At 68.2% G+C, this 26,391-nt stretch carries 22 protein-coding genes; 10 read left to right on the forward strand and 12 right to left on the reverse strand.

What is annotated here, in order from left to right; genetic code table 11:
• Window positions 1–76: 76 nt before the first annotated feature.
• From AS031_RS14375 to AS031_RS14410, 8 genes are all read right to left on the reverse strand, one after another.
• A complete protein-coding gene (locus AS031_RS14375) occupies window positions 77–1,243 on the reverse strand; it encodes a Gfo/Idh/MocA family protein (protein WP_058268846.1) in 1,167 nt (388 codons plus the stop codon).
• A 23-nt stretch (window positions 1,244–1,266) separates the two neighbouring features.
• Window positions 1,267–2,127 carry a sugar phosphate isomerase/epimerase family protein gene (locus tag AS031_RS14380; RefSeq protein WP_228379642.1) on the reverse strand — a complete coding sequence of 287 codons (861 nt, stop codon included), beginning with the start codon at window positions 2,125–2,127 and terminating at the stop codon, window positions 1,267–1,269.
• A gap of 63 nt (window positions 2,128–2,190) precedes the next feature.
• Window positions 2,191–3,072, reverse strand: coding sequence for an ATP-binding cassette domain-containing protein (locus AS031_RS14385; protein ID WP_058268848.1), 882 nt, complete (start codon window positions 3,070–3,072; stop codon window positions 2,191–2,193).
• Window positions 3,069–4,979 carry a dipeptide/oligopeptide/nickel ABC transporter permease/ATP-binding protein gene (locus AS031_RS14390; RefSeq protein WP_058268849.1) on the reverse strand — a complete coding sequence of 637 codons (1,911 nt, stop codon included), beginning with the start codon at window positions 4,977–4,979 and terminating at the stop codon, window positions 3,069–3,071. The genes AS031_RS14385 and AS031_RS14390 overlap by 4 nt, the downstream gene beginning before the upstream one ends.
• Window positions 4,976–5,917, reverse strand: a complete 942-nt coding sequence (locus AS031_RS14395; RefSeq protein ID WP_058268850.1) for an ABC transporter permease — start codon at window positions 5,915–5,917, stop codon at window positions 4,976–4,978. The genes AS031_RS14390 and AS031_RS14395 overlap by 4 nt, the downstream gene beginning before the upstream one ends.
• Window positions 5,918–5,923: 6 nt before the next feature.
• Window positions 5,924–7,456, reverse strand: coding sequence for an ABC transporter substrate-binding protein (locus AS031_RS14400; protein ID WP_058268851.1), 1,533 nt, complete (start codon window positions 7,454–7,456; stop codon window positions 5,924–5,926).
• 253 nt (window positions 7,457–7,709) lie between these two features.
• Complete coding sequence (locus AS031_RS14405; RefSeq protein WP_058268852.1) at window positions 7,710–8,717, reverse strand: Gfo/Idh/MocA family protein; 1,008 nt, start codon at window positions 8,715–8,717, stop codon at window positions 7,710–7,712.
• Window positions 8,718–8,755: 38 nt separating this feature from the next.
• Window positions 8,756–9,598: a sugar phosphate isomerase/epimerase family protein gene (locus tag AS031_RS14410; protein WP_058268853.1), complete on the reverse strand. Its 843-nt coding sequence runs from the start codon at window positions 9,596–9,598 to the stop codon at window positions 8,756–8,758.
• A 205-nt stretch (window positions 9,599–9,803) separates the two neighbouring features.
• On the opposite strand from AS031_RS14410, the gene AS031_RS14415 reads away from it, so the two are divergent.
• Window positions 9,804–10,823 (forward strand): LacI family DNA-binding transcriptional regulator, encoded by a 1,020-nt coding sequence (locus tag AS031_RS14415; RefSeq protein ID WP_058268854.1) that lies wholly within the window; start codon window positions 9,804–9,806, stop codon window positions 10,821–10,823.
• A 148-nt stretch (window positions 10,824–10,971) separates the two neighbouring features.
• Here AS031_RS14415 and AS031_RS14420 read toward each other — a convergent pair whose 3' ends face one another.
• Both AS031_RS14420 and AS031_RS14425 read right to left on the reverse strand, forming a co-directional pair.
• Window positions 10,972–11,841 (reverse strand): phosphotransferase, encoded by an 870-nt coding sequence (locus tag AS031_RS14420; protein ID WP_058268855.1) that lies wholly within the window; start codon window positions 11,839–11,841, stop codon window positions 10,972–10,974.
• Between the two features lie 49 nt (window positions 11,842–11,890).
• Window positions 11,891–12,670, reverse strand: a complete 780-nt coding sequence (locus tag AS031_RS14425) for an SDR family NAD(P)-dependent oxidoreductase (protein ID WP_058268856.1) — start codon at window positions 12,668–12,670, stop codon at window positions 11,891–11,893.
• Between the two features lie 89 nt (window positions 12,671–12,759).
• On the opposite strand from AS031_RS14425, the gene AS031_RS14430 reads away from it, so the two are divergent.
• Both AS031_RS14430 and AS031_RS14435 read left to right on the forward strand, forming a co-directional pair.
• Complete coding sequence (locus AS031_RS14430; RefSeq protein WP_058268857.1) at window positions 12,760–13,374, forward strand: TetR family transcriptional regulator; 615 nt, start codon at window positions 12,760–12,762, stop codon at window positions 13,372–13,374.
• Window positions 13,371–14,096: a hypothetical protein gene (locus tag AS031_RS14435; RefSeq protein ID WP_058268858.1), complete on the forward strand. Its 726-nt coding sequence runs from the start codon at window positions 13,371–13,373 to the stop codon at window positions 14,094–14,096. Before AS031_RS14430 ends, AS031_RS14435 begins: the two co-directional genes overlap by 4 nt.
• A 42-nt stretch (window positions 14,097–14,138) precedes the next feature.
• Here AS031_RS14435 and AS031_RS14440 read toward each other — a convergent pair whose 3' ends face one another.
• The gene (locus AS031_RS14440; RefSeq protein WP_058268859.1) at window positions 14,139–14,486 is read right to left on the reverse strand and encodes a hypothetical protein; all 348 of its coding nucleotides are present in this window, start codon (window positions 14,484–14,486) and stop codon (window positions 14,139–14,141) included.
• A gap of 153 nt (window positions 14,487–14,639) precedes the next feature.
• On the opposite strand from AS031_RS14440, the gene AS031_RS14445 reads away from it, so the two are divergent.
• From AS031_RS14445 to AS031_RS20080, 4 genes are all read left to right on the forward strand, one after another.
• The gene (locus AS031_RS14445; protein ID WP_058268860.1) at window positions 14,640–15,707 is read left to right on the forward strand and encodes an NAD(P)H-dependent flavin oxidoreductase; all 1,068 of its coding nucleotides are present in this window, start codon (window positions 14,640–14,642) and stop codon (window positions 15,705–15,707) included.
• Window positions 15,708–15,819: 112 nt separating this feature from the next.
• On the forward strand, window positions 15,820–16,449 hold the full coding sequence (locus AS031_RS14450; RefSeq protein WP_058268861.1) for a hypothetical protein: 630 nt from the start codon (window positions 15,820–15,822) through the stop codon (window positions 16,447–16,449).
• Between the two features lie 70 nt (window positions 16,450–16,519).
• The gene (locus AS031_RS14455) at window positions 16,520–17,254 is read left to right on the forward strand and encodes a YcnI family copper-binding membrane protein (RefSeq protein WP_058268862.1); all 735 of its coding nucleotides are present in this window, start codon (window positions 16,520–16,522) and stop codon (window positions 17,252–17,254) included.
• A 99-nt stretch (window positions 17,255–17,353) separates the two neighbouring features.
• On the forward strand, window positions 17,354–17,992 hold the full coding sequence (locus tag AS031_RS20080) for a DUF4232 domain-containing protein (RefSeq protein WP_176716553.1): 639 nt from the start codon (window positions 17,354–17,356) through the stop codon (window positions 17,990–17,992).
• Window positions 17,993–18,073: 81 nt separating this feature from the next.
• Here AS031_RS20080 and AS031_RS14465 read toward each other — a convergent pair whose 3' ends face one another.
• Entirely contained in the window at window positions 18,074–18,541 is a 468-nt protein-coding gene (locus tag AS031_RS14465) for a DUF4383 domain-containing protein (RefSeq protein ID WP_074446991.1), read from the reverse strand.
• A gap of 181 nt (window positions 18,542–18,722) precedes the next feature.
• Here AS031_RS14465 and AS031_RS14470 point away from each other — a divergent pair, with 181 nt between their 5' ends.
• The 3 genes from AS031_RS14470 to AS031_RS14480 all read left to right on the forward strand — a co-directional run bounded on the left by AS031_RS14470 (window position 18,723) and on the right by AS031_RS14480 (window position 26,374).
• Entirely contained in the window at window positions 18,723–20,276 is a 1,554-nt protein-coding gene (locus tag AS031_RS14470) for an FAD-dependent oxidoreductase (RefSeq protein ID WP_058268863.1), read from the forward strand.
• 70 nt (window positions 20,277–20,346) lie between these two features.
• Complete coding sequence (locus tag AS031_RS14475) at window positions 20,347–25,551, forward strand: Lhr family helicase (protein WP_058268864.1); 5,205 nt, start codon at window positions 20,347–20,349, stop codon at window positions 25,549–25,551.
• Entirely contained in the window at window positions 25,544–26,374 is an 831-nt protein-coding gene (locus AS031_RS14480; protein WP_058268865.1) for an Fpg/Nei family DNA glycosylase, read from the forward strand. The genes AS031_RS14475 and AS031_RS14480 overlap by 8 nt, the downstream gene beginning before the upstream one ends.
• Window positions 26,375–26,391: the final 17 nt, after the last annotated feature.

Consider the following 26,391-nt stretch of genomic DNA (forward strand, 5'->3'; position numbering starts at 1 on the left):
CCTAACGAGGGAGGGACCGGAAAATGGCCAGCGGTTGCCCTGTTGTTGCAGGGCAACCGCCGGCCAAACATGCGCGTCAGCTCCGCTCTGGGAACTGGCCTTCGGCGGCGATCCGTTTATTGAGCTCGGACAGGAACTCGTCCTCGTCAAAGTCCAGGCCCACCTCGGTTCCGGTCCAGCTGGAGAGGTGGATGGCGTTGGCCAGCCGGACGCCGTTGATCCCGTCCGAACCCGGCGCCAGCAGCGGGGTGCCGTCAAGGATGTTCGCGGCGAAGTTCTCCAGGACGCCGGCGTGCTGGCCGCCCCAGGCCGATTCGAACTCGATGACCTCGGTGGTGTAGTACTCCTCGGGCTTGAGCTGGCCCATGAAGAGCTTGCGGACATCCTCCATGTCCATGCCGTCGCTCAGCTCACGCTCCGGCTTGGCCAGGCGGGTCACCGTGGCGGTCTTGGAACCTTCGACGACGATCTTGCCCTGGTCGCCCAGGATCTCGAAGCGGTCGGTTCCGGTGAGGTCGTGCGTGGCCGTGACGAACACGCCCGTGGCGCCGTCGCCGTAGTCCACCACGGCGGTGACTTCATCCTCGACGGCGATGTTTCGGCGGAAGCCGTACGCCACCTTGGCGTACACGGACTTGGGGATGCCGCAGATCCACTGCCACAGGTCCAGCTGGTGCGGAGCCTGGTTGACCAGGACGCCGCCGCCCTCGCCGCCCCACGTGGCGCGCCAGGCGCTGGAGTTGTAGTACCCCTGCGGGCGCCACCAGGTGGTGATGATCCAGTTGGTGCGGCGGATGGCTCCGATCTCGCCGTTGTCCACGATCTCCTTGATCCGGCGGTACAGCGGGTTGTTCCGCTGGTTGAACATGATGGCAAAGGAGAGCTCAGGCTTGGATGCCGCGAACCCGTTCAGTTCCTTGACCTGTTTGGTGTAGACCCCGGCGGGCTTCTCCACCAGGGCGTGGACGTTCCGCTGGAGCGCGGCGATGCCCATCTCCGGGTGCAGGTAGTGCGGCACGCAGGTGACAACGGCGTCGACGTCGCCGCTTTCCAGCAGGGCGACGTAGTCGTCATGGAAGGGGACGTCCGGGTACGTGGACGCTGCGAGTTCCTTCTTGGCCGGGTCAGTGTCGCAGATGGCACCGATCTCCATGTTGGGGACCAGGCCGTCGGTGATGAACTTGGCGTAGGCGCCGCCCTGTTGGCCCAGGCCGATGATGCCGAGGCGTACTTTCTTGCTCATGTGGGTTCTCCTGTGTTGAAAATCTAAAAAAGGCCGCTGTGGCCCATGGCCACCAGGTTGTCGTGGGAGGTCTGGAGCGCGTCCCAGACGGTGCGGCCGTACAGTTCGTCCTGCTCCACCAGGAGGTACTGCGCACCGGCCTGGACCGCCGCGGGCACGATCGACGGGAAGTCGAGGTTGCCCTCCCCCACTTCGGCGAACTGGACAACGTTCTTGAACTCGGCCATGAAGCCGGGGAAGTCTCCGGTTTCGAGCATGCCGAAGGCTTCCGCGGGCATGCTTCCGATCCGGTAGTCCTTCAGGTGCACCATGGCCGTCTTTCCGGCGTACTTCTCGAGGGTCCGGACGGGATCAAGGCCGCCGCGCTGGACCCAGTGGACGTCGATCTCCATGCCCATTGCCGGGGAGTTCTCCGCGATGATGTCCAGCATGTACTTGCCGTCGAACTTCGCAAACTCCACGTGGTGGTTGTGGTAGTAGAGGCTGATGCCGTGCTCCTGGAGGCGTTCGGCGTAGCCGTTGGCTTGCTTGGCGAACTCCACCACGGCATCCAGTGACTTCATGGCCGGAAACGGCAGCATCCCGATGCGCAGGAGGTTGCTGTCCAGCCGCTTGGCGTCGTCAACGATCTTGTCGAAGTTGTCCGCCAGGGACTCCACGGGCATGCCTTTGCGGCCCTCGACGTTGACGGACAGCGCTGCGATGTCCATGCCCAGCTCGGAGCGGGCACGGTCCAGTTCCGTCACGTTCTCCGGCGTCATGGGGATCTGGGAGATCTCCACCGCGTTGTAGCCGATCGCGCTGACTTTCCGCAGGGTTTCGAATGCTCCGATGTCGGCGAAGCTCTCCTTGAGCATCATCGCCTGTACGCCAATTGTGGCCACGTCGTTCCTCCGTTGTTCCGGCCCGGTGGGGCCTTGTGGGTCTGTGCTGCGGGGGCGGCTGCGTCAGGCTGCCGCTCCCGCCTGTTCGGTCTGTTGGCGCTGCTGCTCCAGGAGCCGGTGCCGGTCGGCGCGGCGTTGTTCCTGCCGGTCCGGGTCCGGAACCGGGGAAGCCAGGAGCAGGCGCTGCGTGTAGGGGTGTTCAGGGTCCCGGGTGACGGTCCCGGCCAGCCCCTGCTCCACGATTTCGCCGCGGAACATGACGGCCACGCGGTGGCTGATGTGCCGGACAACGTCCAGGTCGTGGGAGACGAACAGGTAGGAGACGCCGGTGTCCCGCTGGATCTGCAGGAACAGGTCCAGCACCCGGGCCTGGGTGGAAAGGTCCAGCGCGCTGACGGGTTCGTCGCAGACAATCAGCTTGGGAGACAAGGCCAGGGCGCGGGCGATGGCCACACGCTGCCGCTGCCCGCCGCTGAATTCGCGCGGCAGCCGGTGGATGGCATCCGACGGCAGGCCAACCTGGTCCAGCAGCTCCTTGACGCGCTTCCGGGCGGCATCCTTCTGGAGGCCCTGGACGCCCAGGGGTTCAGCGAGGATGTCGCCGATCTCCAGGGCCGGGTTCAGCGACGTGTAGGGGTCCTGGAAGACCACCTGCAGGTCCCGGCTCAGCGTCCGGCGTTCCCTGCGGGAGGCGTTGCTGATGTCATTGCCTTCGAAGATGACCTTTCCCCGGGTGACCGGCGCCAGGCCCAGGACCGCGCGGCCCAGGGTGGTTTTGCCGGAACCGGACTCGCCCACCAGGCCCAGGGTTTCGCCCTGGCCGATAGTGATGTTGATGTCCGTCAGCGCGCGGAACGGTTTGGCCCGGAACTTCTTGCTGGGGTACTCCACCACCAGGTCCTCGACGCTCAGCAGTGGTGCGTCCTGCCGTGAAACTGTGCTCATGCCACCGGCTCCTTTTCTGCGCTTGCGTGACGGGATGCTTCACCGTGTGCCACGGGTCCTTCGGGCGGGGACACCAGCATGGTCATGGGCGTCTTGCCTTCGAGCATGGACCCCAGGAGGGTCCGGGTGTAGTTCTCTTTCGGGTTGCGGAGGATCTCGCGGACGGTGCCTTCCTCCACGAGCCGGCCGTTCTGCATCACGGCCACGCGGTCGCAGAGGTCGGCCACCACGCCGAAGTTGTGGGTCACCAGGATGACTCCGATATTCAGCCGCTGCTGCAGCTCGCGCAGCAGGTCCAGGACATCCGCCTGCACGGTGACGTCCAGGGCGGTGGTGGGCTCATCCGCGATGACCAGGTCCGGTTCGCAGCTGATGGCGCCGGCGATCAGCACGCGCTGGGCCATGCCGCCGGAGACCTCGTGCGGGTAGGCGTTGAAGGTGCGTTCCGGGTTCACGATGCCGACGTCGGTCAGCAGCTTCAGCGCCCGGGTCCGGGCTTCCGCCTTGCTGATCCCCAGCACCCTGACCATGGGAGTGACCAGCTGGTATCCGATGGTGAATGCCGGGTCCAGGTTGCTCATGGGTTCCTGCGGGATGTAGGAGATGCGCTTGCCGCGCAGCTTGGACAGCCGTTCCTGGCTGACCCGGTCCTCCCCCGGCGCCACCGTGTAGTTGCCGTCGAACTGGATGGAGCCTGCAACGATCCGTGCATTGTCCGGGAGCAGGCCCAGGATGGAGAACGCGGTCTGGGACTTGCCCGAGCCCGACTCCCCCACGATGCCCAGAATCTCGCCGCGGTCCACGTGGAAGGAGACGTTGTCCACCACCTTTTTGATGGAACCGTCTGCCTGGGGGTAGCCGACGCCGAGGTTGGTCACCTTGACCAGGTGGTGCTCGGTCCCGTGTTCGACGGCGGCAACGGACTTCCGTGACGGGCGCGCCTTGGCGGGTGCCGCCGTCGTGCTCCCTCCGCTGGGGCCGGAAGCGGGCCCGCGCTTCCTGCGGTGCTTGATCTTTTCGCCGTCTTCCAGGGCATCGCGGATGGCGTTGCCCAGGAGCACCAGCCCGCCGATGGTGAGGGCCATGGCCAGGGCCGGCCACAGGAGCAGGCTTGGCGTCAGGTAGACGTTCTTGAAGCCTTCGGAGAGCATGACGCCCCAGGTTGCCTTGGTGGGATCACCGAGGCCCAGGAACTCCAGGCCGGATTGGATGGCGATGGCCACGCCGGCGATGGCGGCGGTCTGGATGATGATCGGCGCACGGACCACGGAGAAGATGTGGCGGGCCACGATGCTCAGGTCCGAGAGGCCGGAGACGCGGGCTGCGTCCACGTAGAGCTCATTGCGGACCGACTGGACCGCGGCCCGGGTGAGCCTGAAGTAGGACGGGCTGATGAGGATGCCGAAAGCGATCATCGAAAACCACACGGACGGGCCGAAGGCCGCGCGGATGGTGAGCAGCACGATCAGGCCGGGCAGGCTCATGAGGATGCTGACCACCCAGTTGGAGACGGCCTCGAACCTGCCGGCGTAGTATCCGGCGATCAGTCCTGCGGGGAGGCCGATGGCGATGGCAACCCCGGCGCAGAGCAGGGCGGAGAGCAGCGTCAGCTGGGCTCCGAAGAGCAGGCGGCTCCAGGTGTCCCGTCCGGCGCTGTCCGTTCCCAGGATGTTGGTGGAGTCCGGGGCCGCCAGGGTCTTGGAGATGTTGGCGAAGTTTTCCTCGAAGGGGGCCAGCACCGGTGCCAGGATCGCCAGCAGGGCGATGGTGGTGAGGATGACCAGCGAGGCAATGCCGAGCGGGTTCTTCAGGAGCCGGCGCATCACGGTGGAGCGGACCACGGTGCCGCTTTGCCCCGTGGGGAGGGCCGACGGCGCAACTGCTGCTGTTTCTACGGAATCGCTCATGACACACGTACTTTCGGGTTGAGCCAGCCATTGAGGATGTCCACCAGGAGGTTCACCACGATGACCACCACCACGGTGTACATGACCACGCCCATGACGACGGGGAGGTCGGTCTGCCCTGTTGCCGCGACCGCCAGCGGGCCCATGCCGGGAAGGGCGAAAATTTGTTCGATGATCACCACGCCGCCCAGCATGCCGATCAACTGGAGGCTCAGCACCGTGAGGCCCGCCGGTGCCGCGCTGCGGAGGACGTGCTTGAACAGGATCTCCCGCTCCCCGATTCCGCGGCTGCGGAGGGTCCGGACGTAGTCCCGTTCGAGCTGTTTGATGACGGCGCTGCGGATCTGCTGGGCGCCGCCGGTCACGCCGTTGATGAGCAGGGCGATGACGGGGAGGGTCATGGACACGACCCAGGCTTCGGGCCCGACCTCCGGGGAGATGGTGCTCGTTGCCGGGAACATGCCAAGCTGGATGGCCAGGATGGTCACCAGGAACACGCCGATCACGTACCCCGGGATGGAGTCGCCGATGATCGCGCCGATCTGGACCACCCTGTCCACCCAGCCGCGCCTCACGGCTGCGGCAACACCAATCAGTGCTGCGCAGATGGCGATCAGGATCATTGCGGCGAAAACCATGGTCATGGTGACCGGGATCCGGGTGGCCAGGGAGTTGGCCACCGGTTCATTGGTGAACCACGAGGCCCCAAGGTTTCCGCTCAGGGCATCGCCCAGCCAGGAGAAGTAACGGGTGAACAGCGGCTGGTCGAGCCCGAGTTCATGTTCCTTCGCGGCGACCTGCTCAGGGGTGGCCTGGTCGCCGAGGATGTTTTGGGCAATGCTGCCGCTGGCCGTGTACAGCAGGGTGAAGGTGAGCACGGAGACAACGAACAGCACCACCACCCCGCTGCCCAGCCTCTTCGCAATGAACTTGATCATGGGGTCCTACTTGGCAGGCGAGTAGTTGTAGATGGAGGGGACGGCCTGCTGCGCCTGCGGCACCACGTTGACTTTGTCATTGTGGTAGTACATCTGGTTCACGCGGAACAGCGGCGCGAACCAGGCCTGCTCCACCACGTACTTGTTGACTTCCTTGGCTTCTTCGCCGGCCGCATCCCCAGCCGCGCGAACGGCCTGGATCTTGGCTTCCAGCTCAGGCGTGGTCGTCTTGAACGGGTTGTACAGGGCCTTGGTGGAGACGATCTGGTCGATGGCCACCGTGGGCTCGCCCTGGAAGAGGTTGAAGTACATGGCGCTGTACTTCTGGGCTGCGACGTCCGCGGTGAAGGTGTTGGTGATGGCGGCGCCCGGGTTCAGGGTGATGCCTACGTCGGCGAGCTGCTGCTTGAGCACGGAGATCAGTGTTTCGGCGCCGGGAAGGGTGGGAACGTCGATGCTGACCTTGCCCTCGAAGCCGGACTCCTTCAACAGCTGCCTGGCCTTCTCAGGATCGTAGCTGTAATAGTTCTCCAGCTCCTCGGACCACGCCCCGCTGTCCTTGCCGAACGGCTGCGACGTCGGCGTGCCCTGGCCCAGCATCACCTGGTCCAGGATGGTCTTGCGGTCGAACGCGTAGTTGATGGCCTGGCGGACCTTGACGTTGGCCAGTGCCGGGTTCTTGGCACCATCGCGGTCCAGCAGGAGCAGGCCGGCCCAGTCCACCTGGTTGGCCTCCAGCTTCATCTTGGCCCCCTCGGCCTGCTTGCCGTTCTTGGGGTCCAGCAGGGTGGCGTCAATCTGGCCGGAGACCAGCGCGTTGGTGCGGGCGGTGGGGTCCAGGAGGATCTTGAGGGTCAGCTTCTTGTACTTCTGGAGGTCCTTGTTCCAGTACCCCTCGCGGGCGTTGAAGACGGTCTGGGAGTCCTTGACCGAAGCCGCCTTGTCCATCACGTAAGGGCCGGAGCCGACCGGCTCGGTCTTGATGGCGTCCGTGCCGAGTGCCTTGGGGCTGCCCATCAGGCCGGCCGCCTGGCTGAGGAAGAATTCAAGGGCCGGTTCCGGGGCGCTGAGATTGATGTCGATGGTATCCGCGTCCACCACGGCAACGTCGGAGACAGTGCTGAGCTGCGCCATCTGCGGACCGTTGGCCTTCTTGAAGTGGTCCAGGTTCGCCTTGGCGGCCTCGGCGTCGAACTTGGCACCGTCGCTGAAGGTGACGTCGGTGCGCAGGTCCAGGGTCAGCTTGGTCCGGGCATCGTTGTACTTCCAGTCGGTGGCCAGCATGGGGCTGAGCTTGCCGTCCGGCTCACGAAGGAGGAGGGAGTCGTACGCCGCCTGGTAGGGCTGGAGCGCGTGGCCCACGTGGGCCTGGGCCGGATCCCACGAGGTCAGGTCACGCAGGGTTCCCAGCGTGAGTGCCGTGACAGTGGTGCCGCCTGCATTCGCTCCTGCACCGGCATTGCCGCCGCCGCAGGCAGTGAGGGCCAGTGAGGCACTCAGCACGAGGGCGGCAGCTGCCGCCTTGGGACCTAACTTCATTGTTGGCTCCTAATGAGTCTTGCCTGATGCGAACGGGTTCCGGATCAGAGCGGGAGTGTGTTCTGTGACACATATTTGTGGCTGTGGGACTTACGGTACGGTCTTTGAACGGTCTTGGCAACCGATTGTCAAAAGTTTCTAAAAATGTTGCCAGGCCGGCTGCCCCTCCAGTCCCTGACCCTGTATCGGCGCGGAAAAGGCCGGAAACCGTTTCGGTTCCCGGCCGTCTCCAAGCGCCCGAAAGGCAGGCCGGTCAGGCCACCCGGCCGGCGTGGTCGGGGTAGGCCTGGGCGTAGAGGTCCTTAACCACCTGCAGCGACTTCGCGGCCTCCGCCGCATCGATCCAGAAGGACCCAGGCTCATGCAGCGTGGCGTAGAAATCCTTGATGAGGAGCTCATGGGACGCTCCCCAGTAGGAGCGCCCGCCGGTGTCCAGGACACGTTCGGGTACCACCTCCACCGTCCCGTCCGAGTAGGTGACCGTGAGGTCGCCGCGCAGGCTCAGGGAAGCATTCTCAGTGGTGATATCCAGCGTCACCGGGGCATTGACGGGATTGGCCAGGGTGGCATAAAAGACGCTGCGGGTACCGTTGTCGTGCTCCGCCGCAAACTCGGCGGTGTCCTCCACTTCGATGACGGCCGCCAGGGCCCGCGTCGAGGCGCTGCCTTCCACTTTCGCCACCGGACCTACCAGCCACTGCAGCAGGTCAACGGTGTGGATGGCCTGGTTCATCATCAGGCCGCCGCCGCCTTTGGCCCACGTGCCGCGCCATGGCCGGTCCCGGTAGTAGTCGGCAGTGCGGTGCCACATCACGGTGGCGGAGGCGCCGAGCACCCGACCCAGCGTGCCGCCGTCGAGCAGTTCACGCATGGCCTGCGACGTGGCGTTGTAGCGGTTCTGGAAGCAGACTGCGATCCGGGCGGAGCTTTGCTCCGCCGCGGCGGCCACCCGCCGCCCCTCCTCGAGCGTGTGGGCCAGCGGTTTCTCGACGATCACGTTGATCCCGCGCTCAAGGCAGTCGATGGCCATTGCGGCGTGCAGGTGGTGCGGCGTGCAGATGTGGACGACGTCGGGGCGGGCCGTGGCCAGCATGTCGAGGTGGTCCGCGTAGCCGGGGACGCCGTGGGCAGCTTCCGCCGCGGCCAGCCGCCCGGGATCGGCGTCGCACACTGCCACGAGCGTGGCATCAGGCATGCCGGCCAGGGCCGCGAAGTGGACACTGGACACATCGCCGCACCCGATGATTGCCGCTGTGGTCATGATCCTGCTCCTTCGAAGGATGTAATGGAACGGCCGGCTCAGCTGAGCTGCACGCCGTGCTTGTCGGCGAGGGCGGCAAAGGCCCGGGCGGCAATGCCGAAGGCGACCGGACCGGAGAAACCGCCCAGCTCGTGGGCGCTGGCAAGGTGGGGTTCCAGGGAGGCGAAGCCGTTGAAGCCGTCGGCCTTGAGGGCGGCCACCGTGGCGTCCAGCTCGCCGTCGCCCTGGCCGGAGGGCACCACTTCGCCGGTGCCGGACAGGGCGTCCTTGACTTGGAAGTATTCAAGGTAAGGGCGCAGCATGGCGTAGCCGTCGCTGTACGGCTTGACCCCCACCTGGACGAAGTTGGCGTTGTCCCAGGCCACCCGCAAAGCAGGGGAATTTACGGTTTCCATGATGTCCAGGACGCGCTCCGGGGTGTCACCGTAGATGTCCTTCTCATTTTCGTGCAGGAGCACGACGCCGGCCGCTTCGGCTTCGGCTGCCAGTGCGGCCATGCGGACCATGACGTCGTCGCGGATGGCTTCTGCGCTTTGGCCGTCCGCGCGGTAGAAGGAGAAGATCCGGATGTATGTGGCCTGCAGCCCCTTGGCCACCGAGATGACCTGGCGGAGCCGCTGCACTTCGTGTTCAACGGGCAGGCTCACGTCCACCTTGCCGATGGGGCTGGCAACGGCTGAAACCTTCAGTCCCCGTTCATCGAGGATGGCCTTGAGCCGCTCCACCTGTTCCGGAGTGAACTCGGAAACGTTGGTTCCCCAGGCGCTGCGGACCTCGATGTGGCTGGCGCCCAAGGCCAGCAGGACGGCCGCCTGGACGTTCGGATCGGGATCCACCTCGTCGCCGAATCCGGACAGGGGCCAGGTTGCGTTCTCGCTCACGGTTTCTCCTTGGTGCTGGCATGCGGGGCCCTCGTTGGCCGGAGGCATGCCGTGGCTGCTATCACATCTCCCTCGCAACCTTAGCCGTGTTGCAACTCGCTGACAACCGGTTGCCATTCGATGCGATCCGTGACATCCTAGGGCTTTCAGCGCCGTGTCTCCGGTCACAACCGCGCTTCCGCCAGTCCGTTCAGAGAGGAACGCCATGGCATCGCCGCCAGTTTCCGTGGGCCGTCCCGCCACCATCCACGACATCGCTGCCCTGTGCGGTGTGGCGCCTTCAACCGTGTCCCGTGCACTGTCCACGCCGGACCGCGTCAACGTCAGGACCCGCGAGCGCATCCAGGCGGCCGCCGTCGAACTCAACTACACGCCCAATTCGCAGGCCAAGGCACTGAGTTCCGGCCGCACCGCAGCGGTGGGGGTGCTGGTTCCGGACATTACCAATCCGTTCTACTTCGACCTCATCCGGGGCACCCAGCTCCAGCTCAAGGCCGCCGGCTACACGCAGCTCCTGGTGGACACGGAGGAATCGGACGAGGTGGAGGCCAGCACGCTGGAACAGCTGCGGAAGAGTTCCGACGGCGTCATTGTGGCTGCCTCGAGGCTCAACGATGAATCCCTTGCCGCTGCCGCCGCGCGGATGCCCATGGTCACGGTGAACCGGGATGTGGACGGTGTTCCGGCGGTCATCATCGACACCCCCTCCGCCATGACCCAGGCCCTGGACCACCTCATCTCGCTGGGCCACATCTCCGTTGCCTACATCGCCGGGCCGGTGGTGTCCCAGTCAAGTGCCCGGCGCTGGGCGGCGCTGACCCAGGTGGCCGAGGACCGCGGCGTCCAAGTGCGCAACCTGGGACCCTTTGCGCCGAAGAAACAATCCGGCGCGGCCGCTGCGGATGCTGCGGTGCACAGCGGGGTCACGGCCTGCATCGTCTTCAACGACCTCATTGCCATCGGCATGCTGCAGCGGCTGCGTGAGCGCGGCATCCGGGTCCCGGAAGACATGAGCATCGTGGGCTGCGACGACATCTTCGGGGCAGATTTCTGCAACCCGCCCCTGACCACCCTCTCCTCCCCCATCGAGCAGGCCGGCCGCGTGGCGGTGTCAATGCTCCTGGCGCAGCTTAATCCCCTGGGCGGCGGCGGCGTCCGCAGCCGCTCGGTGATGCCTACCCACCTCACGGTGCGGGGCTCCACCACGTCGGCGCCGGGGAACTGACGGCGGCGGCCCAACTTCGCTGCAAATAAGCGTTTTCGCTGCGGATATTCGATGGCGCACCCCGTATATACGGAGCGACATCGAATATGCGCGTCGGGATCGGAACAGCGCGTCTGAAACGGGATCCGGGAGCCGGCGGCGTTGCCGGTCACCAGCGCTCCAGTGCCTCGCGCAGCATGCGGTGGCCTTGGTTCTCGAAGGCTTCGTCCCCCACCTGGTACGCCCACACCGCGGTGCCGATGGCTTCCCGGAGCAGGGCGATCCGCCAAACCGGCGCTGACCGCGGGTCCCCGCCGTAGCCGTCCAGGAACGCCTGTTCAAGGTCCGGGCGTCCCCGCCACTGCTGCACGGCCAGCCGGCACAGGTCCGTGGCGGCAGGCCGGAACGCGAACCTGCTGAAGTCGATGATGCAGACCTCGCCCCGGTGGACAAGCCAGTTCCGCGGCTGCCAGTCCCCGTGGGTGGGAACGACGGCGGCAGGTTCCGTGCGGTAGTCCGCCAGCCGCCGCCGGGCCTCCTGTTCAATATCGGAGTCAATCCGGTGGTCACGCTCCAGCCACGCGAGCGCCGCCGAGGTGGCCCGGGCTTCGTAGCTCCCATCAGTGCGGGTTTCCTGGCCGTGCAGCAGCCTGAGCAGCCGGCCGGCCTGGGCATGCGTGTCCGGAGACTGTTCTGCCGCTGTTCCCTCCACCAGCACGCCCTCAAGGTACTCAGTCACCAGGATGTTGGCAGCAGGGTCCGCGTGCAGCAGGCGGGCTGCCCGCGCGCGCTCCACCAGCGGACGGGTAACGGCGCGGTGGGCTGCGATCTCGCGGGCCAGGTGGTGGTTGGCCGGTGCCCCGGCCTTGACGATCACCTGTCCGGCGGGCGCCTGGACGTGCAGGACCTTGGTGTCGACGAGCCCCCAGGACAGGTCGGCCACGAGCTGCGGCACCTCAAGCCACGATTCGACGAGCCTGGACTGTTCGGGGCCCAACAGCCCGCCGTCCCACTGCCCGGTCCCGAAGACTTGCCCCATCCCTGGAGCCTAACAATGGCCTTGGCCCCGCAATGATCTGAGCCTGCCCCTACACGGCCGACCAGCCGCCGTCGGACGCGAGGATGGCGCCGTTGATGTTGGTGCCATCCCCGCTGAGGAGGAAGGTGATGGACGCGGCCAGCTGCGCCGCCGTGGCGGGCGCGGGAATGTTGGCCTGCATGAGCGGACCAAGGCGTCCTGCCGCCAGCTCCGAGCCCCAGTTGGCCTCGATGTTGGTGATGGTGGCGCCGGGCGCAACGGCGTTGAACCGCAGCCCCCTTGGCCCGTACATGACAGCGGAATTCCTGGTCAGCCCCACCACGGCGTGCTTTGACGCGGTATAGGCGGCACCGGCGGCCGAGCCCCGCAGGCCGGCCTCGGACGCGACGTTGACCACCGACCCTTCACCGGCCTCCAGCATCAGCGGGACCACGGCACGGGTGAGCCGCATCAGCGCCGTGACGTTGATCCGGAACACCCGGTCCCACAGGTCGTCGTCAACCTCGTGCACGGGAGCGAAGTTGTCCATGATCCCGGCTACGTTGGCCAGGGCATCCACGCGGCCCGCGGCGGCGGCCACCGCCGCGGCCACAGTCTCTTCCGTGGAAATATCGCCGGCCACCGGCACCAGGTCCAGGCCGGCGTTCTCCGCCACGAGGTCATCGAGCCGCTGCTTGCTGATGTCCGCGGCGATAACACGGCCGCCCTCCCTGGCAACCCGAAGCGCGGTGGCCTGGCCGATGCCCGAGCCTGCGCCCGTGACAATAACGGTCCTGCCCGCGAACCGGCCGGGTGTTGCGTTTTCCTGCCATGCGGCGTCGTTGCCCATGGTGCCCCTTTCATCTGCTCCAGTACGTGCGGACAGCTTATGACACTGAGTGTCTTTATGGAAGGGTGCGTTGGGTGAATACTGGGGGCATGCCCACGGTCGAGCCAGCCACCCGGTCCACAGGACGTCCCGTCACCATTGATCCGGAATCCGTGGCCCGCGTGGCCATGGAGCTTTTCTCCCGGGACGGGTATGAAAACACGTCCATGGAGGACATCGCCCGCGCGGCGGGGATTGGCCGGAAGAGCCTTTACCGCTACTTCGCCACCAAGGCGGACCTGGTGTGGGGCGGCACCGAGCCGGCGGTCGAAGCCTCGGTGGTGCAGTTGGAGGCCGGTGCCGCCGGCCGCGCGGACGACCCTCTCTCGGCGCTGCGGCAATCCGTCGTTGCCGGCGCCGCGGCCCTGCCGGACCTGGCGGTCACCCGGGCCCGGCTCCGCCTGATCGGTACCCACCGGGACCTGCTCAACCGCAGCTATGAGGCGCTGGGTTCGCAGCGGGACGTCACCCTGGAGCACCTCAAGGCGGCGGGTGTTCCGGCTGCCACCGCCCGCTATGCCTGCGCAGCCTTCATCGGCGCCACCTTCCAGGCGTGGCTTGAGTGGGCCGCCGGAAACGACCCGGATCCTGCCCCCTACCTTGAGGCGGCCACCGCCGTAGTCCGGCTGCCGCAGGGCCACGGCTCCGTTGGGAAGCAACTGTGAAGCCCCTGACGGACACCAGCCCACCGGCGGACTTGGTTCAACTGGGCACCTGGGACATCCCGTCAACGATGCTCGACGGGCTTGGAACCACGTGGCCCGGCATCATCGCGGGCCACCCTCCGTTGGACCCCGCCGCCAAGCCCCGGCGTGCCGGCGACGGGTTCCCGGAGCAGGGGTGGCGCGTGGTCCTCCGGGACGCCGCGCCGTGGGCATCCGAGACACTCGTCCTGGCGGCCCCGTCCACAGTCCGCCCCGGCCACTGGATCACGGTGCAGCTGCACAGGGGCAGCAATGGATGGGTCCTGGCCGCACCGTCAAGCAACCCGCCGGTTCCGACGAAGCGCCAGCGCAGCCGCGGCCTGCGGCTGGAATGGGCGGCCAGCAGGTTCTCCACGCCGCACGGGGAACAGGCTGCGCTGGACACCGTGCTGGTCAACGGGAGCGGACAGCCATGGGCACCTACGGAGGAGGATGTTGCCCACCTTCACGGCATCATCCACGATTCGCGGGGACGCCGCCTGGGAACCGGGGGACTCGCCTATGGAAGGCTGGGGCTGCCTCCCTTTCCCGAACTGTTGCCCGGAGGCCGGGCCACCCTGCAGGTAACAGCCTGCACCCCCGCCCTGTCCGGGTTGGCGGCCGGCCGTTATCTGGTGCTGGCGTACCTGCCGTCCCTGGACCTCCGGACACCGGACATGGCCACGCTGACCGTGCACCCCTGAACAGGCGCACGCGCGGCCACAGGGGTCCCGGGCGTTATGCGGCTACAGCCTGTCGGTACGGTCCTCGCCGCCCTTGTGGCTGCTGCCGCGAAGGTTCTCCTGGACCTTGCCGAAGAGGTCCTTGATGGTGGACTCCGCGTTGGTGATGACATCCACCGGCACGTAGACGTCGTGGGAAACCGGCAGGTCGTACTCATCTTTCAGGTGCGTGCCGCTGCCAACGCCCTGGAGGGACAGGTAAACCATCGCTTCCGTCCGGGCAATCCCGGCCAGCTTGCCGAAGACCACCGTAAACTCGTTGGGCTGGAACGTGATGGTCTGGCCAATATGGCTGCGGCCAAGTTCACCAGCGGGAACAACCTTTTCTGACTGGCTTCCGGTGTAGTCCATGAACTTCTCCTTAGATCGCCTGCGCGGATGCACAGCAGTCTAGCCCCGGCGGGTGGGCCCGGGCCCGGCTTGGCAGGACTTTGGGGGCACCCCCTTCCCCTGCAAGACTGGGCGGACCAGCCCCGCAGCCCAGACCCCCGCCAGGAGAACGCCATGACCCAGCAGGACCACTCCGTTTCGCGCCCGCGCACCCTCCAGGACCTGCTGGGCATTGAGGCCCCGGTGGTTCTGGGGCCCTTCGGCGGCGTCTCCTCGGTGGCGCTCACCGCTGCGGTGTCCGACGGCGGCGGGCTGGGTTCCTATGGCCTGTACGGGTACGACGGCGGGGCGATCCGGAAGACCGCAGCCGACATTCGCGCCGCCACGGCAAAGCCCTTCGCGCTCAACCTGTGGGTCCCCACCGGCAGCGAGGCAACGGACCTGCCGGAGGCCGAGTTCGACAGCTACGTCCGCGTCCTGCAGCCCTACTTCGAGGAACTGGGGATCCCGCTGCCGGAGATGCCCGCCCGTTACATGCCCGACTACGGCGAGCAGGTGGAGGCAACGCTGGAAGCGGCTCCCGCCGTCGTCAGCTTTGTTTTTGGCGTGCCGGCGTCGGAGGTGGTGGAAGAGGCCCACCGGCGGGGCATCCGCGTGGCCGGCACCGCCACCACCGTGGACGAGGCGGTGGCTCTCGAGGCCGGCGGGGTTGACGCCGTGGTGGCCAGCGGGATGGAGTCGGGCGGGCACCGCGTCTCCTTCCTTCGCCCCGCGGAGGAATCCCTGGTGGGCACCTTCGCCCTGGTGCCGCAGGTTGCCGACGCCGTCAGCATCCCCGTGATCGCGGCCGGCGGAATCGCCGACCGGCGCGGCTTCGCCGCCGCCACCGCGCTGGGCGCCGCCGGCGTCCAGGTGGGTACAGCCTTCCTGGCCACCCGGGAATCCGCTGCCGCACCCGCTTACCGCGAACTGCTCCACAGCCCCGCGGCAGGCACCACCGTCCTCACCCGGGCACTGAGCGGACGCCTGGCCCGCGGCATTCCCAACCGCGTCACCGCAGAACTGGCAGCACCCGCCATCGCCCCGTTCCCCGTGCAGAACTGGCTGACCGGCCGGTTCAGGCCCCAGGCGGCCGCCGCCGGAAACACCGACCTCATGTCCCTGTGGGCCGGCCAGGCAGCACGGCTGGTCCGGCACCACACGGCGGCGGACGTCCTGGCCGAACTGCTGGCCGGCTCCTAAGGGGCCCAACGGACCGTTCCGGCCGCACGCCGCCGGTAGAATCAGGACGGCGGGAACAGCCACGGTTTCCCGCCGCCCAACCACGCCAGGCCACGCCGGGAGAGGAGCGTCCGTGCCAGCACACCGCACGCGCACGCCTTTCCACTTCCTGCGTGCCTCCGCCCTGGCCACGGGCATCCTGACCCTGGCCTCAGGCGCGCACACGTCAGCGGGCGGACAGTTGCCCGCCCCGGGCATCCTGCTGGCCATGCTGGCGCTGACCGGTCTGGCGAGTACCGTCGCCACCCGGCTGAGGCTCTCATTTCCTGCGATGGCGGCGCTGATGGGCGGCGGACAGGTGGCACTGCATGAGCTCTTCACGGCTTTGAGCGCGGCAGGCGGCCCGGCGGTAACGTCAGTGCCTGCCGGCCACCAGCACGGACTCCCTGCCTTCCCGCCCGACCTGCCGTCCCTGGCGGGGCACCTCAGCCCCGCCGATCCCGCGGCAGCTCCCCTGATGGTGGCAGCACACGCCGTGGCCACCCTCGGCTGCGCCCTCCTGCTGGCCAAGGGCGAGGCCGCCCTTTGGGCCCTGGCCGCATGGCTCAGGCCCTTCGCCGCGCTTCCCGAACCTGCCCGGCCTGCCCCGGCCGTGCCCGCCGTCCAGGCCTTCCCCTCCCCCGCCGCCCCCCGCCCGCCCTGGCGGAACCTGCGGCAAGACAGCCGGCGCGGCCCGCCTTCCGCCGTCGTGCTTCCCTCCTGACCACCGGCCCCTGCGCCGGACCTGACATTCTGCACCCGGGACTTCCCGTGTGCGCCAGAAAGGCAAACCCATGAATACCCCCGTCCTTCGCCGTGCCCTGACTACCGCCGCAGCAGCAGGCGGCACCGCCGCACTGATCCTTGCAGGCGCAGGCGCCGCCTCCGCCCACGTGGGCGTGACCCCGGACAAGACGTCGGCCAACTCCTATGCCCTGCTCACCTTCGCCATCCCGCATGGCTGTGAGGAATCGGGAACCACGAAGGTGGCCATCACCCTGCCGGAGGAACTGAACGACGCCCAACCCACGGTCAACCCCAACTGGACCGTTGAGAAGGTAACGCAGCAGCTGTCCGAGCCGAAGAAGCTCGCCGACGGCAGTTCCATCACCAAGCGCACCAGCCAGATCGTCTACACGGCCAAGGCCCCCCTGCCGCATGAACTGCGCGACACGCTGGTGTTGTCCGTCAAGCTCCCCGACCTTCCCGGCACGACCCTGAATTTCCCCACGCTCCAGACGTGCGAAACAGGCCAGACGGACTGGTCCGAGATTGCGAAGGACGGGCAGGACCCGCACTCGCTTGAGGCCCCCGCGCCGTCCGTCACCATCACCGAGGCGGCCGCCGCGGACGGTCACGGCGCCGCCGCCACCGGTGCGGCACACACCGAACAGGCGTCCGCTGTGACGGACAGCGGCGCAGATGCCAGGAGCTGGGCGGGCCTCGGCGCCGGCGTGGCCGGGCTGGTGCTCGGCGGCGTGGCCCTGGTCCGCAGCGGATCACGCCGCAAGGCCGGCGCCGGCAAGTAGCCGTATTTGATGCCCGGATCATCACGATCCGGGCATCAAATTGGCCATCAGTCACGCGGCATCGTTGACGCCGCCACCCGCTGCGGCGAAGGTGGTGCCATGAGGTCTCAGAAAACACTCCGGGGCATAGCCCTGCCGACGGCAGCCGCAGCGGCTGTCCTCCTGCTCGCCGCGTGCGGTCCGGCACAGCCGCAAAGCCAAACCACCTCCCCGGCTGCGACGGGCACGGGCACTGCCAGCCCGTCGCAGTCCGCACCTCCGGCCACCGCGTCCGCGCCGCCGTCGACCGGTGCCCCGACCAGCGCGGCACCGTCCGGGCCCGGGCTGTGCAAGGCGGCGGGCCTTTCCGCCGCGACCGACGCTTCCGGCGGCGGCGCCGCGGGAAGCGTCTACATGAAACTCAACCTCACCAACACCGGCAGCGAGCCGTGCATCCTGCGTGGCTTCGCGGGCGTGTCACTGGCTGCCGACGGCTCCGGCGGCCCCATCGGCGCGGCGGCGGCCCGGGACGAGTCAGTCCCCGTGACGGATGTTGTGCTGGCACCCGGCCAGACGGGCACCGCCCAGCTGCGCTACACCCAGGCGGGCAATTACACCGACTGCTCGCCGGTGGATGCGGCGGGCTACCGGATCTACCCGCCCGAAGACACCGCGTCCTTGTTCCTGCCGCAGCCCACCACTGCCTGCAGCAACGCCGACATCAAGCTGTTGACCATCGGAGCATTCCAGCCCGCCTAGGCCGGCATCTCCTTCCACGCAAGCAGGCGGCCCGGCAACTGCCGGACCGCCTGCTTGGTTGTGGTTGTGGTTGTGGACGGATCAGGCCGCGGTGGTGCGGCCCGTCCGTGCAGTGTTGCGGGAGAGGGCGACGCCCAGGCCGATCATGGCCACACCGAGGACAAAGTGCAGCCAGTTGTCCGCCGTGTTGACCGGCACGAAGTTTGCCGCGGAATCCTGGCCGATCAGCAGGCCATACAGCCAGAGGACCAGGTAGATGGCGCCGCCGCCGATCAGGTAGTTGCGGGACTGCGCAGCGCTGCTTGCCATGGCGATGCCGGCGATACCGAAGAGCAGGTGCACGATGTTGTGCAGGACGGACACCTGGAAGATGCCCAGCAGCAACGCTTCGGAACCGTGCCCGGCAAAACCGAGGCTCTCGTAGTTGGACGTGATGCCCGGGATGAAGCCCAGGACCCCGACCAGGAGGAAGACGGCGCCTACCGCCAGGGATGCCTTTTGGATGGTGGTCCGGCCTGCGGTGCGACCGGTGGAACTCATGCTGGTCATGATTTGTCCTGCTTTCAGTCGTTTACGTGCACGTCATCACTGCCGGGCTGTAGGTGACCATCGACTTAAGCCCCGACAAGATAAGTATACTTATCAAATCCGCTACGGACAGGCAGGGCCCATAACGGACCCATCACGGATTCGGCCCGCGGGCCCCTCGGATGAGGCAGGTTGAACAGGCATGACGTCGATTTGGCTGGACCATAAGGAAGCATTCGTCTCCGACCCGTTTGAGCCGGACACCATCTATGACACCGTGGTGGCCGGGGCGGGGTTGACAGGACTGGTCACGGCCCTGCTCCTGTCCCGGGCCGGGCACAGGGTGCTCGTGCTGGAGGCGCGCTACCCGGGCGCCGTCACTACGGGCAACACCACCGCCAAGGTGACGCTCCTGCAGGGGACTTTCCTGTCACAGCTTGCCCGCCAGTACCCGGCCAAACAGGTGCAGGCGTATGTGGACGCGAACCGGGAAGGCCAGGCCTGGCTGCTGCGCTACCTCGACGACCACGCCGTGCCGTACCAGCGGCGGGACGCGTACACCTATGCGGCCACCGCGCAGGCCACCGAAAAGCTGAGGGCGGAGGTCAGCGCCGCCACTACCGCCGGCCTGGATGTGGAATACGTGCGCGACGCCGGGCTGCCCTTCGCCATTCACGGCGCCGCACGCCTCGCGGACCAGGCGCAGATCCACCCCCTCCTGGTCCTGGACGCGCTCGTCGCGGACATCCGCAGCCGCGGCGGCAGCGTGGTGGGCGGGGTGCGCCTGCGCGACGTCACGGGCACCTCACCGGCAGCGGTCAGGACCGACAAGGGAAGCGTGCGCGCGGACCGGGTGGTCCTGGCCACCGGCATCCCTGTCCTGGACCGCGGCCTCTACTTCGCGAAACTGACGCCCAGCCGCTCCTATGCCGCTGCCCTCGAACTGCCCGGGGACCAGGAGCCGCCCGCGGGCATGTACATCTCAGTGGAACAGCCCACCCACTCCCTGCGGGACTTTGAGCAGGGAGGCCGCCGGCTCCTCCTGGTGGGAGGCCACGGCCACCACGTGGGCAGGACCGGCTCCGAAAAGGAACACCTTGCCGGGTTGCTGGACTGGACCCGGCAGCACTGGCCGGGGGCCGCCGCAACGCACACCTGGTCCGCCCAGGACTATTTGCCCACCAACCTCATGCCGTTCTTCGGCAAGCTTCCCCGGGGCAAGGGCAACATCTACTTTGGAACCGGCTACAACAAGTGGGGCATGACCAACGCCGTGGCCGCAGCCCTGGACATCTCGGCCGACATCCTGGGCGGCAACGTTCCCTGGGCAAAGACCATCCACCACCGGGTCACGGCACCCGCCGGCGCCCTGTCCGCCGTCGCCCTCAACGCCGGCGTGGCAGCCAGGCTTGCCACCGGCTGGGGAACATTGGCTGCTGAAGGGTTGAAGACCGAAGGCGGAAAAGCATTGAAACGCGACGGCGGCCCCTCCGCCGCACCGCCGTCGTCACCTCCCGTACCGGCCGAAGGGACCGGCACCGTATACCGCGACGGCACCCGCCCGGTAGCTGCCTCCACCGTGGACGGAACGACGTGCAGGCTGTCGGCGGTCTGCACGCACCTGGGCGGGATTCTCCACTGGAATGACAGCGAACGCAGCTGGGACTGCCCCCTCCACGGCTCACGTTTCAGCAGCGACGGGACGCTCCTGGAAGGGCCCGCCACCCGCAACCTGCCGCAGGCCGGGAAGGATTGACCGGCGTCCGGCGCTGCCCGCCTCCGAGGGTCCGGGCCGTCGTGTCGGTGAGGTGGGGCATGATGGAGGCATGAACCAGGATCAGCCCTCCTCGGGCGGCAGGGGCGGGGTGGCTACCGCGCCGATGGGCCAGTTCAGCCGTGCCACCCGGGAATGGTTCCTGGGTGCCTTCACGGAGCCCACCCCGGCGCAGGACGGTGCGTGGAATGCCATCTCCTCCGGCTCCCACGCCCTGGTGGTTGCACCCACCGGATCAGGAAAGACGCTCGCCGCGTTCCTCTGGGCCCTGGACCGGCTGCTCGTTTCCCCCGCCGTCTCCGGAGCCGAAGCCCCTGAAGTTGGAGGGACCACCGCCGCATCCGGTGCCCCCGGCGCGGCAGTAAAAGCCCCGGCCAAGGGCAGGCGTCCCCGCGCGCCCAAGCGCAAGACCAAGGTCCTCTACATCTCCCCGCTCAAAGCATTGGGCGTGGACGTTGAACGCAACCTGCGCTCACCCCTGATCGGCATCACGCAGACCGCCAAGCGGCTGGGGCTTCCGGCGCCGCTGATCACCGTGGGCGTCAGGTCCGGTGATACCACGACGGCGGACCGGCGGGCCCTGCTGAGCAACCCCCCGGACATCCTGATCACCACGCCCGAGTCGCTGTTCCTGATGCTGACCTCCCGTGCGCGGGACACCCTCACCGAGGTGGACACCATCATCATCGATGAAGTCCACGCCGTCGCGGGCACCAAGCGCGGGGCGCACCTGGCCGTATCGCTGGAACGCCTGGACGCGCTGCTGCCCAAGCCCGCCCAACGGATCGGGCTCTCCGCCACGGTGGAACCCAAGGAACTCGTGGCCCAGTTCCTGGCAGGGACCGCGCCGGTGGAAATCGTGGCGCCGCCGGCCCGGAAGAACTGGGACCTGACGGTTTCCGTCCCGGTGGAGGACATGTCCGACCTCCAGGGCGCGGCCGGGGCGTTCGACTCCGGCCCGGCCTCCGGGCTGCAGCCGCAGGCTTCGATCTGGCCCCATGTGGAGGAGAAGATCGTGGACCTGGTGCTGGCGAACCAGTCCACCATTGTCTTTGCCAATTCGCGCCGGCTGTCCGAACGGCTGACGGCCCGGCTCAACGAGATCTACGCCGAACGCCAACTGCTGGCCGCCGGGGGCGGCTGGGATGAACCTGGCGGCGACGGTGCGGACGCTGAAGGACTGCGTGCGGAAGGGCTGGAAACCGGCAGCGCCCGCGCAACGGCCGGCCCGCCGTCGGGCATTCCCGCGTCCACCGCCACCCCCGCGCACATGATGGCCCAGGCCGGCAGCAGCGCCGGCGCGGACCCTGTCCTGGCCCGCGCCCATCACGGCTCCGTGTCCAAGGACCAGCGCGCCATGATCGAGGACGACCTCAAGTCCGGCCGGCTGCGGTGCGTGGTGGCAACCTCGTCCCTGGAACTTGGCATCGACATGGGTGCCGTGGACCTGGTGGTCCAGGTGGAATCCCCACCGTCCGTGGCCAGCGGTCTGCAACGGGTGGGCCGCGCCGGCCACCAGGTGGGCGAAGTATCGCAGGGTGTCCTCTTTCCCAAGCACCGGGCGGACCTGGTGCACACCGCCATCACCGTGGAGCGGATGCTGGACGGGAAGATCGAGCGGCTCAACATCCCCGCGAACCCGCTGGACATCCTGGCCCAGCAGACAGTCGCGGCCGCCGCCCTGGGCAGCATCGACGTCGAAGAGTGGTTTGCCACGGTGCGCCGGTCGGCCCCCTTCGCCTCGCTTCCCCGCTCAGCCTTCGAAGCCACCCTGGACCTGCTGGCAGGCCGCTACCCGTCCGACGAATTCGCCGAGCTCCGCCCCCGCATCATCTGGGACCGCAACGAGGGCACCATCGAAGGCAGGCCGGGTGCCCAGCGGCTCGCCGTGACCTCCGGCGGGACCATCCCGGACCGCGGACTGTTCGGCGTGTACATCATCGGGACCGAGCTTGAAGGCTCCGGCGCACCCGGTGAGGACGGCAAGCCGGCCCGCGCCCCCAAGGGCGGCCGCCGCGTGGGTGAGCTCGACGAGGAGATGGTCTACGAGTCCCGGGTGGGCGACGTCTTCGCGCTCGGCGCCACCAGCTGGAAGATCGAGGACATCACGCACGACCGCGTCCTGGTCTCCCCTGCCTTCGGCCAGCCGGGAAAGCTCCCGTTCTGGAAGGGCGATTCCCTGGGCCGGCCCGTGGACCTGGGCCGGGCACTCGGCGCGTTCATCCGCGAATTGTCGGCATCGGATCCGGGCCCTGCTGCCGAGAGGTGCCGGGCCAGTGGGCTGGACACCTTCGCGGCCAACAACCTCATCCAATATCTCTCCGAACAAAAGCAGGCCACCGAGGTGGTCCCCAGCGACACCACCCTGGTGGTGGAACGGTTCCATGACGAGCTGGGAGACTGGCGGGTCATCCTGCACAGCCCCTTCGGCCTGCCGGTCCACGCACCGTGGGCCCTTGCCGTGGGACAGCGGCTCCACCAGCGGTACGGCCTGGACGGTTCCGCGATGGCAGCCGACGACGGCATCGTGCTGCGGGTGCCCATGATGGAGGACGAACCGCCGGGGGCCGAGCTGTTCCTGTTCGATCCGGAGGAACTGGACCAGATCGTCACGGCCGAGGTCGGCGGGAGCGCCCTGTTTGCGTCCCGGTTCCGGGAATGCGCGGCCCGGGCACTGCTGCTGCCGCGCCAGACCCCCGGGAAGCGGCAACCGTTGTGGCAGCAGCGGCAGCGGTCCGCGCAGCTCCTGGACGTGGCCCGGAAGTACCCCAGCTTCCCCATCGTGCTGGAAACGGTCCGCGAGTGCCTGCAGGACGTGTACGACCTTCCGGCGTTGAAGGACATTGCCGCCGCCGTGGAGAGGCGCGAGCTGCGGATGGTCCAAACCACCACCCAGCAGCCGTCCCCGTTCGCCAAGTCCCTGCTCTTTGGCTACGTGGCCCAGTTCCTGTACGAGGGCGACTCCCCGCTGGCTGAACGCCGCGCCGCCGCCCTCGCCCTGGACTCGACGCTGCTGAACGAGCTGCTGGGGCGGGTGGAGCTGCGGGAGCTCCTGGACGCCAAGGTCATCGACGCCACCGAGCGTGAGCTCCAGCGGCTGGTCCCGGACTACCGGGTGCGCGGCATGGAGGGCGTGGCAGACCTGTTGCGCCTGCTCGGGCCGCTGGACCCGGACGAGGTCGCGGCCAGGCTGGAACCCGGCGCCCCGGCGGCCAAGTCCGGCACTCCGGATGCCGGGCAGGGCACTCCGCAGGCTGCACCCGAAACCCAGGACGGGTCCGAAGCCCCGCCGGCTGAGCCTGCCGGCCCAGAGCCGGACACGGCGCCGGCCCCGGACCCTTCCGCCGGCGTCGGCGAAGCCGCCTCGCATCTGGCGGCGTTGCAGCGGGCCAACCGTGCCATCAAGGTGAACATTGCAGGCACGGAGCGGTTCGCCGCCGTCGAAGACGCGGCCCGGCTCCGGGACGCGATCGGTGTGCCGTTGCCCATGGGCGTGCCCTTGGCCTTCATCGAGCCCGTCGCCGATCCCCTGGGGGACCTGGTGTCCCGTTACGCCAGGACCCACGGACCGTTCACGGCCGCCGAAGCCGCTGCACGGCTGGGACTTGGAGTGGCAGTTGTCTCCACCGCCCTGAAACGCCTGGCCGACGACGGCCGCGTGGTGGAGGGCGAATTCCGGCCCCACGCACCGGCTCCGGCGGATAGCCAGGCCAGCCAGGAACCTGGCGACCCTGCCGGCGGGGACCTGCGGAGCGCTGGCGATAGGCCGGATCCGGCCGGAGGCACGCTGCTGCCGGAGCCGGCGCACGCCGCTGTCAGCGAGTGGTGTGATGCCGAAGTCCTGCGCAAGCTGCGGCGCCGGTCCCTTGCTGCGCTCCGCGCCGAAGTGGAACCGGTGGATGCCGCCGCCTACGGCCGGTTCCTGCCGGCCTGGCAGAACGTCAGGGTTCCGGGCGGCGGCCGCGGCCAGCCGTCGCTGCGGGGTCTGGACGGCATAGTGACCGCCATCGACCAGCTCTCCGGCGTGCCCGTGCCCGCATCGGCGTGGGAACCGCTGATCCTGGCGGGCCGGGTGTCCAACTACCAGCCCGCCATGCTGGATGAACTCATGGCCACCGGCGAAGTCCTGTGGTCCGGGGCGGGGGCCCTTCCGGGCAACGACGGCTGGATCAGCATGCACCTGGCTGACTCCGCGGAACTGACCCTGAACCCGGCTCCGGACTACGAGCCCGGTGACGCCGGCCGGCGCATCCTGGCCCACCTCCAAACCAACGGCGGCGGATACTTCTTCCGGCAACTCACCGACGTCGCCGGGGGCATGGACGCAGTCCTCAGTGACCAGGAAGTGGTGGCCGCCCTCTGGGACCTCGCCTGGGCCGGGCGGATCACCGGGGACACCTTCGCCCCGGTCCGGTCCCTGATCGCCGGCGGGCACACGGCGCACCGGCAGGTGGCCAAGGCTCCCCGCGCCAGGGCTCCGCGGCTGGGCAGGCTGGGCCGCTCCCACGGTACCGGCCTGATGGGATCCGCCGGGCCGGGCGGCGGCCGGTTCGGTTCGCACGGAGGAGTGGCCACTCCCCCCACTGCGGCGGGACGCTGGTCCGCCCTGCCCCAGCCGGAGCTGGACCCCACCATCCATGCCAGGGCCACCGCCGAACTGCTGCTGGACAGGTACGGGGTGGTTACCCGCGGTTCGGTCATGGCCGAGCAGATCCTTGGCGGCTTTGGCCTGATGTACAAGGTGCTGGCCAGGCTCGAAGAAGCCGGCCGCTGCCGCCGCGGATACTTCATCGAGCATCTCGGCGCCGCGCAGTTCGCCGTCCCCGCCACGGTGGACCGGCTGCGATCCTTCACGGAGGACACCCAGCTGGCCAAGCCGGAGCCGGTTGCCCTTGCGCTGGCAGCCACGGACCCGGCGAACCCGTACGGCGCGGCGCTGCCCTGGCCGTCCCTGCAGGAGGAAGCCGGCACCGGGCACCGGCCCGGGCGCAAGGCGGGGGCCCTGGTGGTCCTGGTGGACGGCGCGCTGGTCCTGTATGTCGAACGCGGCGGCAAGACCCTGCTGGCCTTCAGCGACGACACCGCTGTCCTGGCCGCCGCCGGCGCGGCCCTGGTGGGCGTCGTCACCCGCGGAGCCGTGGACAAGCTGATCATGGAAAAGGTTAACGGACACGGCATCCTGGACACTCCCGTTGCCGCTGCCCTCAGCGCTGCCGGCGCCTACTCCACACCCAAGGGGCTGAGGATCCGTGCCTGAGGGGGATTCCGTCTGGCGTGCCGCCCACCAGTTGCATCAGGCACTGGCCGGCCAGAAACTGATCGCCTCCGACTTCCGGGTGCCCAGGTTCGCCACCCTCAACCTCGCGGGCTGGACCATGGAGGAAGTTGTTCCGCGCGGCAAGCATCTGCTGATGCGCGTGACCGGGCCGGACAGCAAACGGCTGACCATCCACTCCCACCTGAAGATGGAAGGCGCCTGGCAGGTCTACCCGCCCGGCGGGCGGTGGCGGAAGCCTGGCTTCACTGCACGGTGCGTCCTGCGTACCGCGGCGGCAGACGCCGTCGGATTCTCCCTGGGAGTGCTGGAAGTCGTGGCCACGGACAACGAGGATTCCATTGTGGGTTTCCTGGGCCCGGACCTGCTGGGCCCCGACTGGGACGTCGACGAGGCCGAACGCCGTATCCGCGCCGCTCCCGAAGTCCCCATCGGAGTAGCCATCCTGGACCAGCGGAACCTGGCGGGGATCGGCAACATCTACCGGTGTGAGGCGTGCTTCCTCTCCGGTGTCCACCCGGCCACACCGGTATCGGCCGTCGCCGATGTCCGCACGCTGGTGACCGACGCCAAACAGCTGCTGGAGGCCAACCTGGGACCGGGCCGCCGCGTCACCATCCTCAACCCGCGGGGCGTCCCTGTGGGGCGGATGGCCGGGCGCCCCGGCTACTGGGTATACGGCCGGGAGCACCGTCCCTGCCTCAAGTGCGGCACCCCCATCCGGCGTGGCCTGCTGGGTAAGCCCAACGGCGAGGAGGAACGCGACATCTATGTCTGCCCCACCTGCCAGCCGGTTCCCGCCTAAGCCCGTCCGCAGCAACC

Source organism: Pseudarthrobacter enclensis, from assembly GCF_001457025.1.
Taxonomy (GTDB): Bacteria; Actinomycetota; Actinomycetes; order Actinomycetales; family Micrococcaceae; genus Arthrobacter; species Arthrobacter enclensis.

Coding starts and splice junctions, on each gene's coding strand:
- AS031_RS14470 (WP_058268863.1), top strand. CDS start 18,723: ATGACGTCGATTTGGCTGGACCATAAGGAAGCATTCGTCTCCGACCCG.
- AS031_RS14440 (WP_058268859.1), bottom strand. CDS start 14,486: ATGGACTACACCGGAAGCCAGTCAGAAAAGGTTGTTCCCGCTGGTGAA.
- AS031_RS14430 (WP_058268857.1), top strand. CDS start 12,760: ATGCCCACGGTCGAGCCAGCCACCCGGTCCACAGGACGTCCCGTCACC.
- AS031_RS14395 (WP_058268850.1), bottom strand. CDS start 5,917: ATGATCAAGTTCATTGCGAAGAGGCTGGGCAGCGGGGTGGTGGTGCTG.
- AS031_RS14475 (WP_058268864.1), top strand. CDS start 20,347: ATGAACCAGGATCAGCCCTCCTCGGGCGGCAGGGGCGGGGTGGCTACC.
- AS031_RS14400 (WP_058268851.1), bottom strand. CDS start 7,456: ATGAAGTTAGGTCCCAAGGCGGCAGCTGCCGCCCTCGTGCTGAGTGCC.
- AS031_RS14425 (WP_058268856.1), bottom strand. CDS start 12,670: ATGGGCAACGACGCCGCATGGCAGGAAAACGCAACACCCGGCCGGTTC.
- AS031_RS20080 (WP_176716553.1), top strand. CDS start 17,354: ATGAGGTCTCAGAAAACACTCCGGGGCATAGCCCTGCCGACGGCAGCC.
- AS031_RS14405 (WP_058268852.1), bottom strand. CDS start 8,717: ATGACCACAGCGGCAATCATCGGGTGCGGCGATGTGTCCAGTGTCCAC.
- AS031_RS14445 (WP_058268860.1), top strand. CDS start 14,640: ATGACCCAGCAGGACCACTCCGTTTCGCGCCCGCGCACCCTCCAGGAC.
- AS031_RS14375 (WP_058268846.1), bottom strand. CDS start 1,243: ATGAGCAAGAAAGTACGCCTCGGCATCATCGGCCTGGGCCAACAGGGC.
- AS031_RS14420 (WP_058268855.1), bottom strand. CDS start 11,841: ATGGGGCAAGTCTTCGGGACCGGGCAGTGGGACGGCGGGCTGTTGGGC.
- AS031_RS14455 (WP_058268862.1), top strand. CDS start 16,520: ATGAATACCCCCGTCCTTCGCCGTGCCCTGACTACCGCCGCAGCAGCA.
- AS031_RS14390 (WP_058268849.1), bottom strand. CDS start 4,979: ATGAGCGATTCCGTAGAAACAGCAGCAGTTGCGCCGTCGGCCCTCCCC.
- AS031_RS14415 (WP_058268854.1), top strand. CDS start 9,804: ATGGCATCGCCGCCAGTTTCCGTGGGCCGTCCCGCCACCATCCACGAC.
- AS031_RS14385 (WP_058268848.1), bottom strand. CDS start 3,072: ATGAGCACAGTTTCACGGCAGGACGCACCACTGCTGAGCGTCGAGGAC.
- AS031_RS14465 (WP_074446991.1), bottom strand. CDS start 18,541: ATGACCAGCATGAGTTCCACCGGTCGCACCGCAGGCCGGACCACCATC.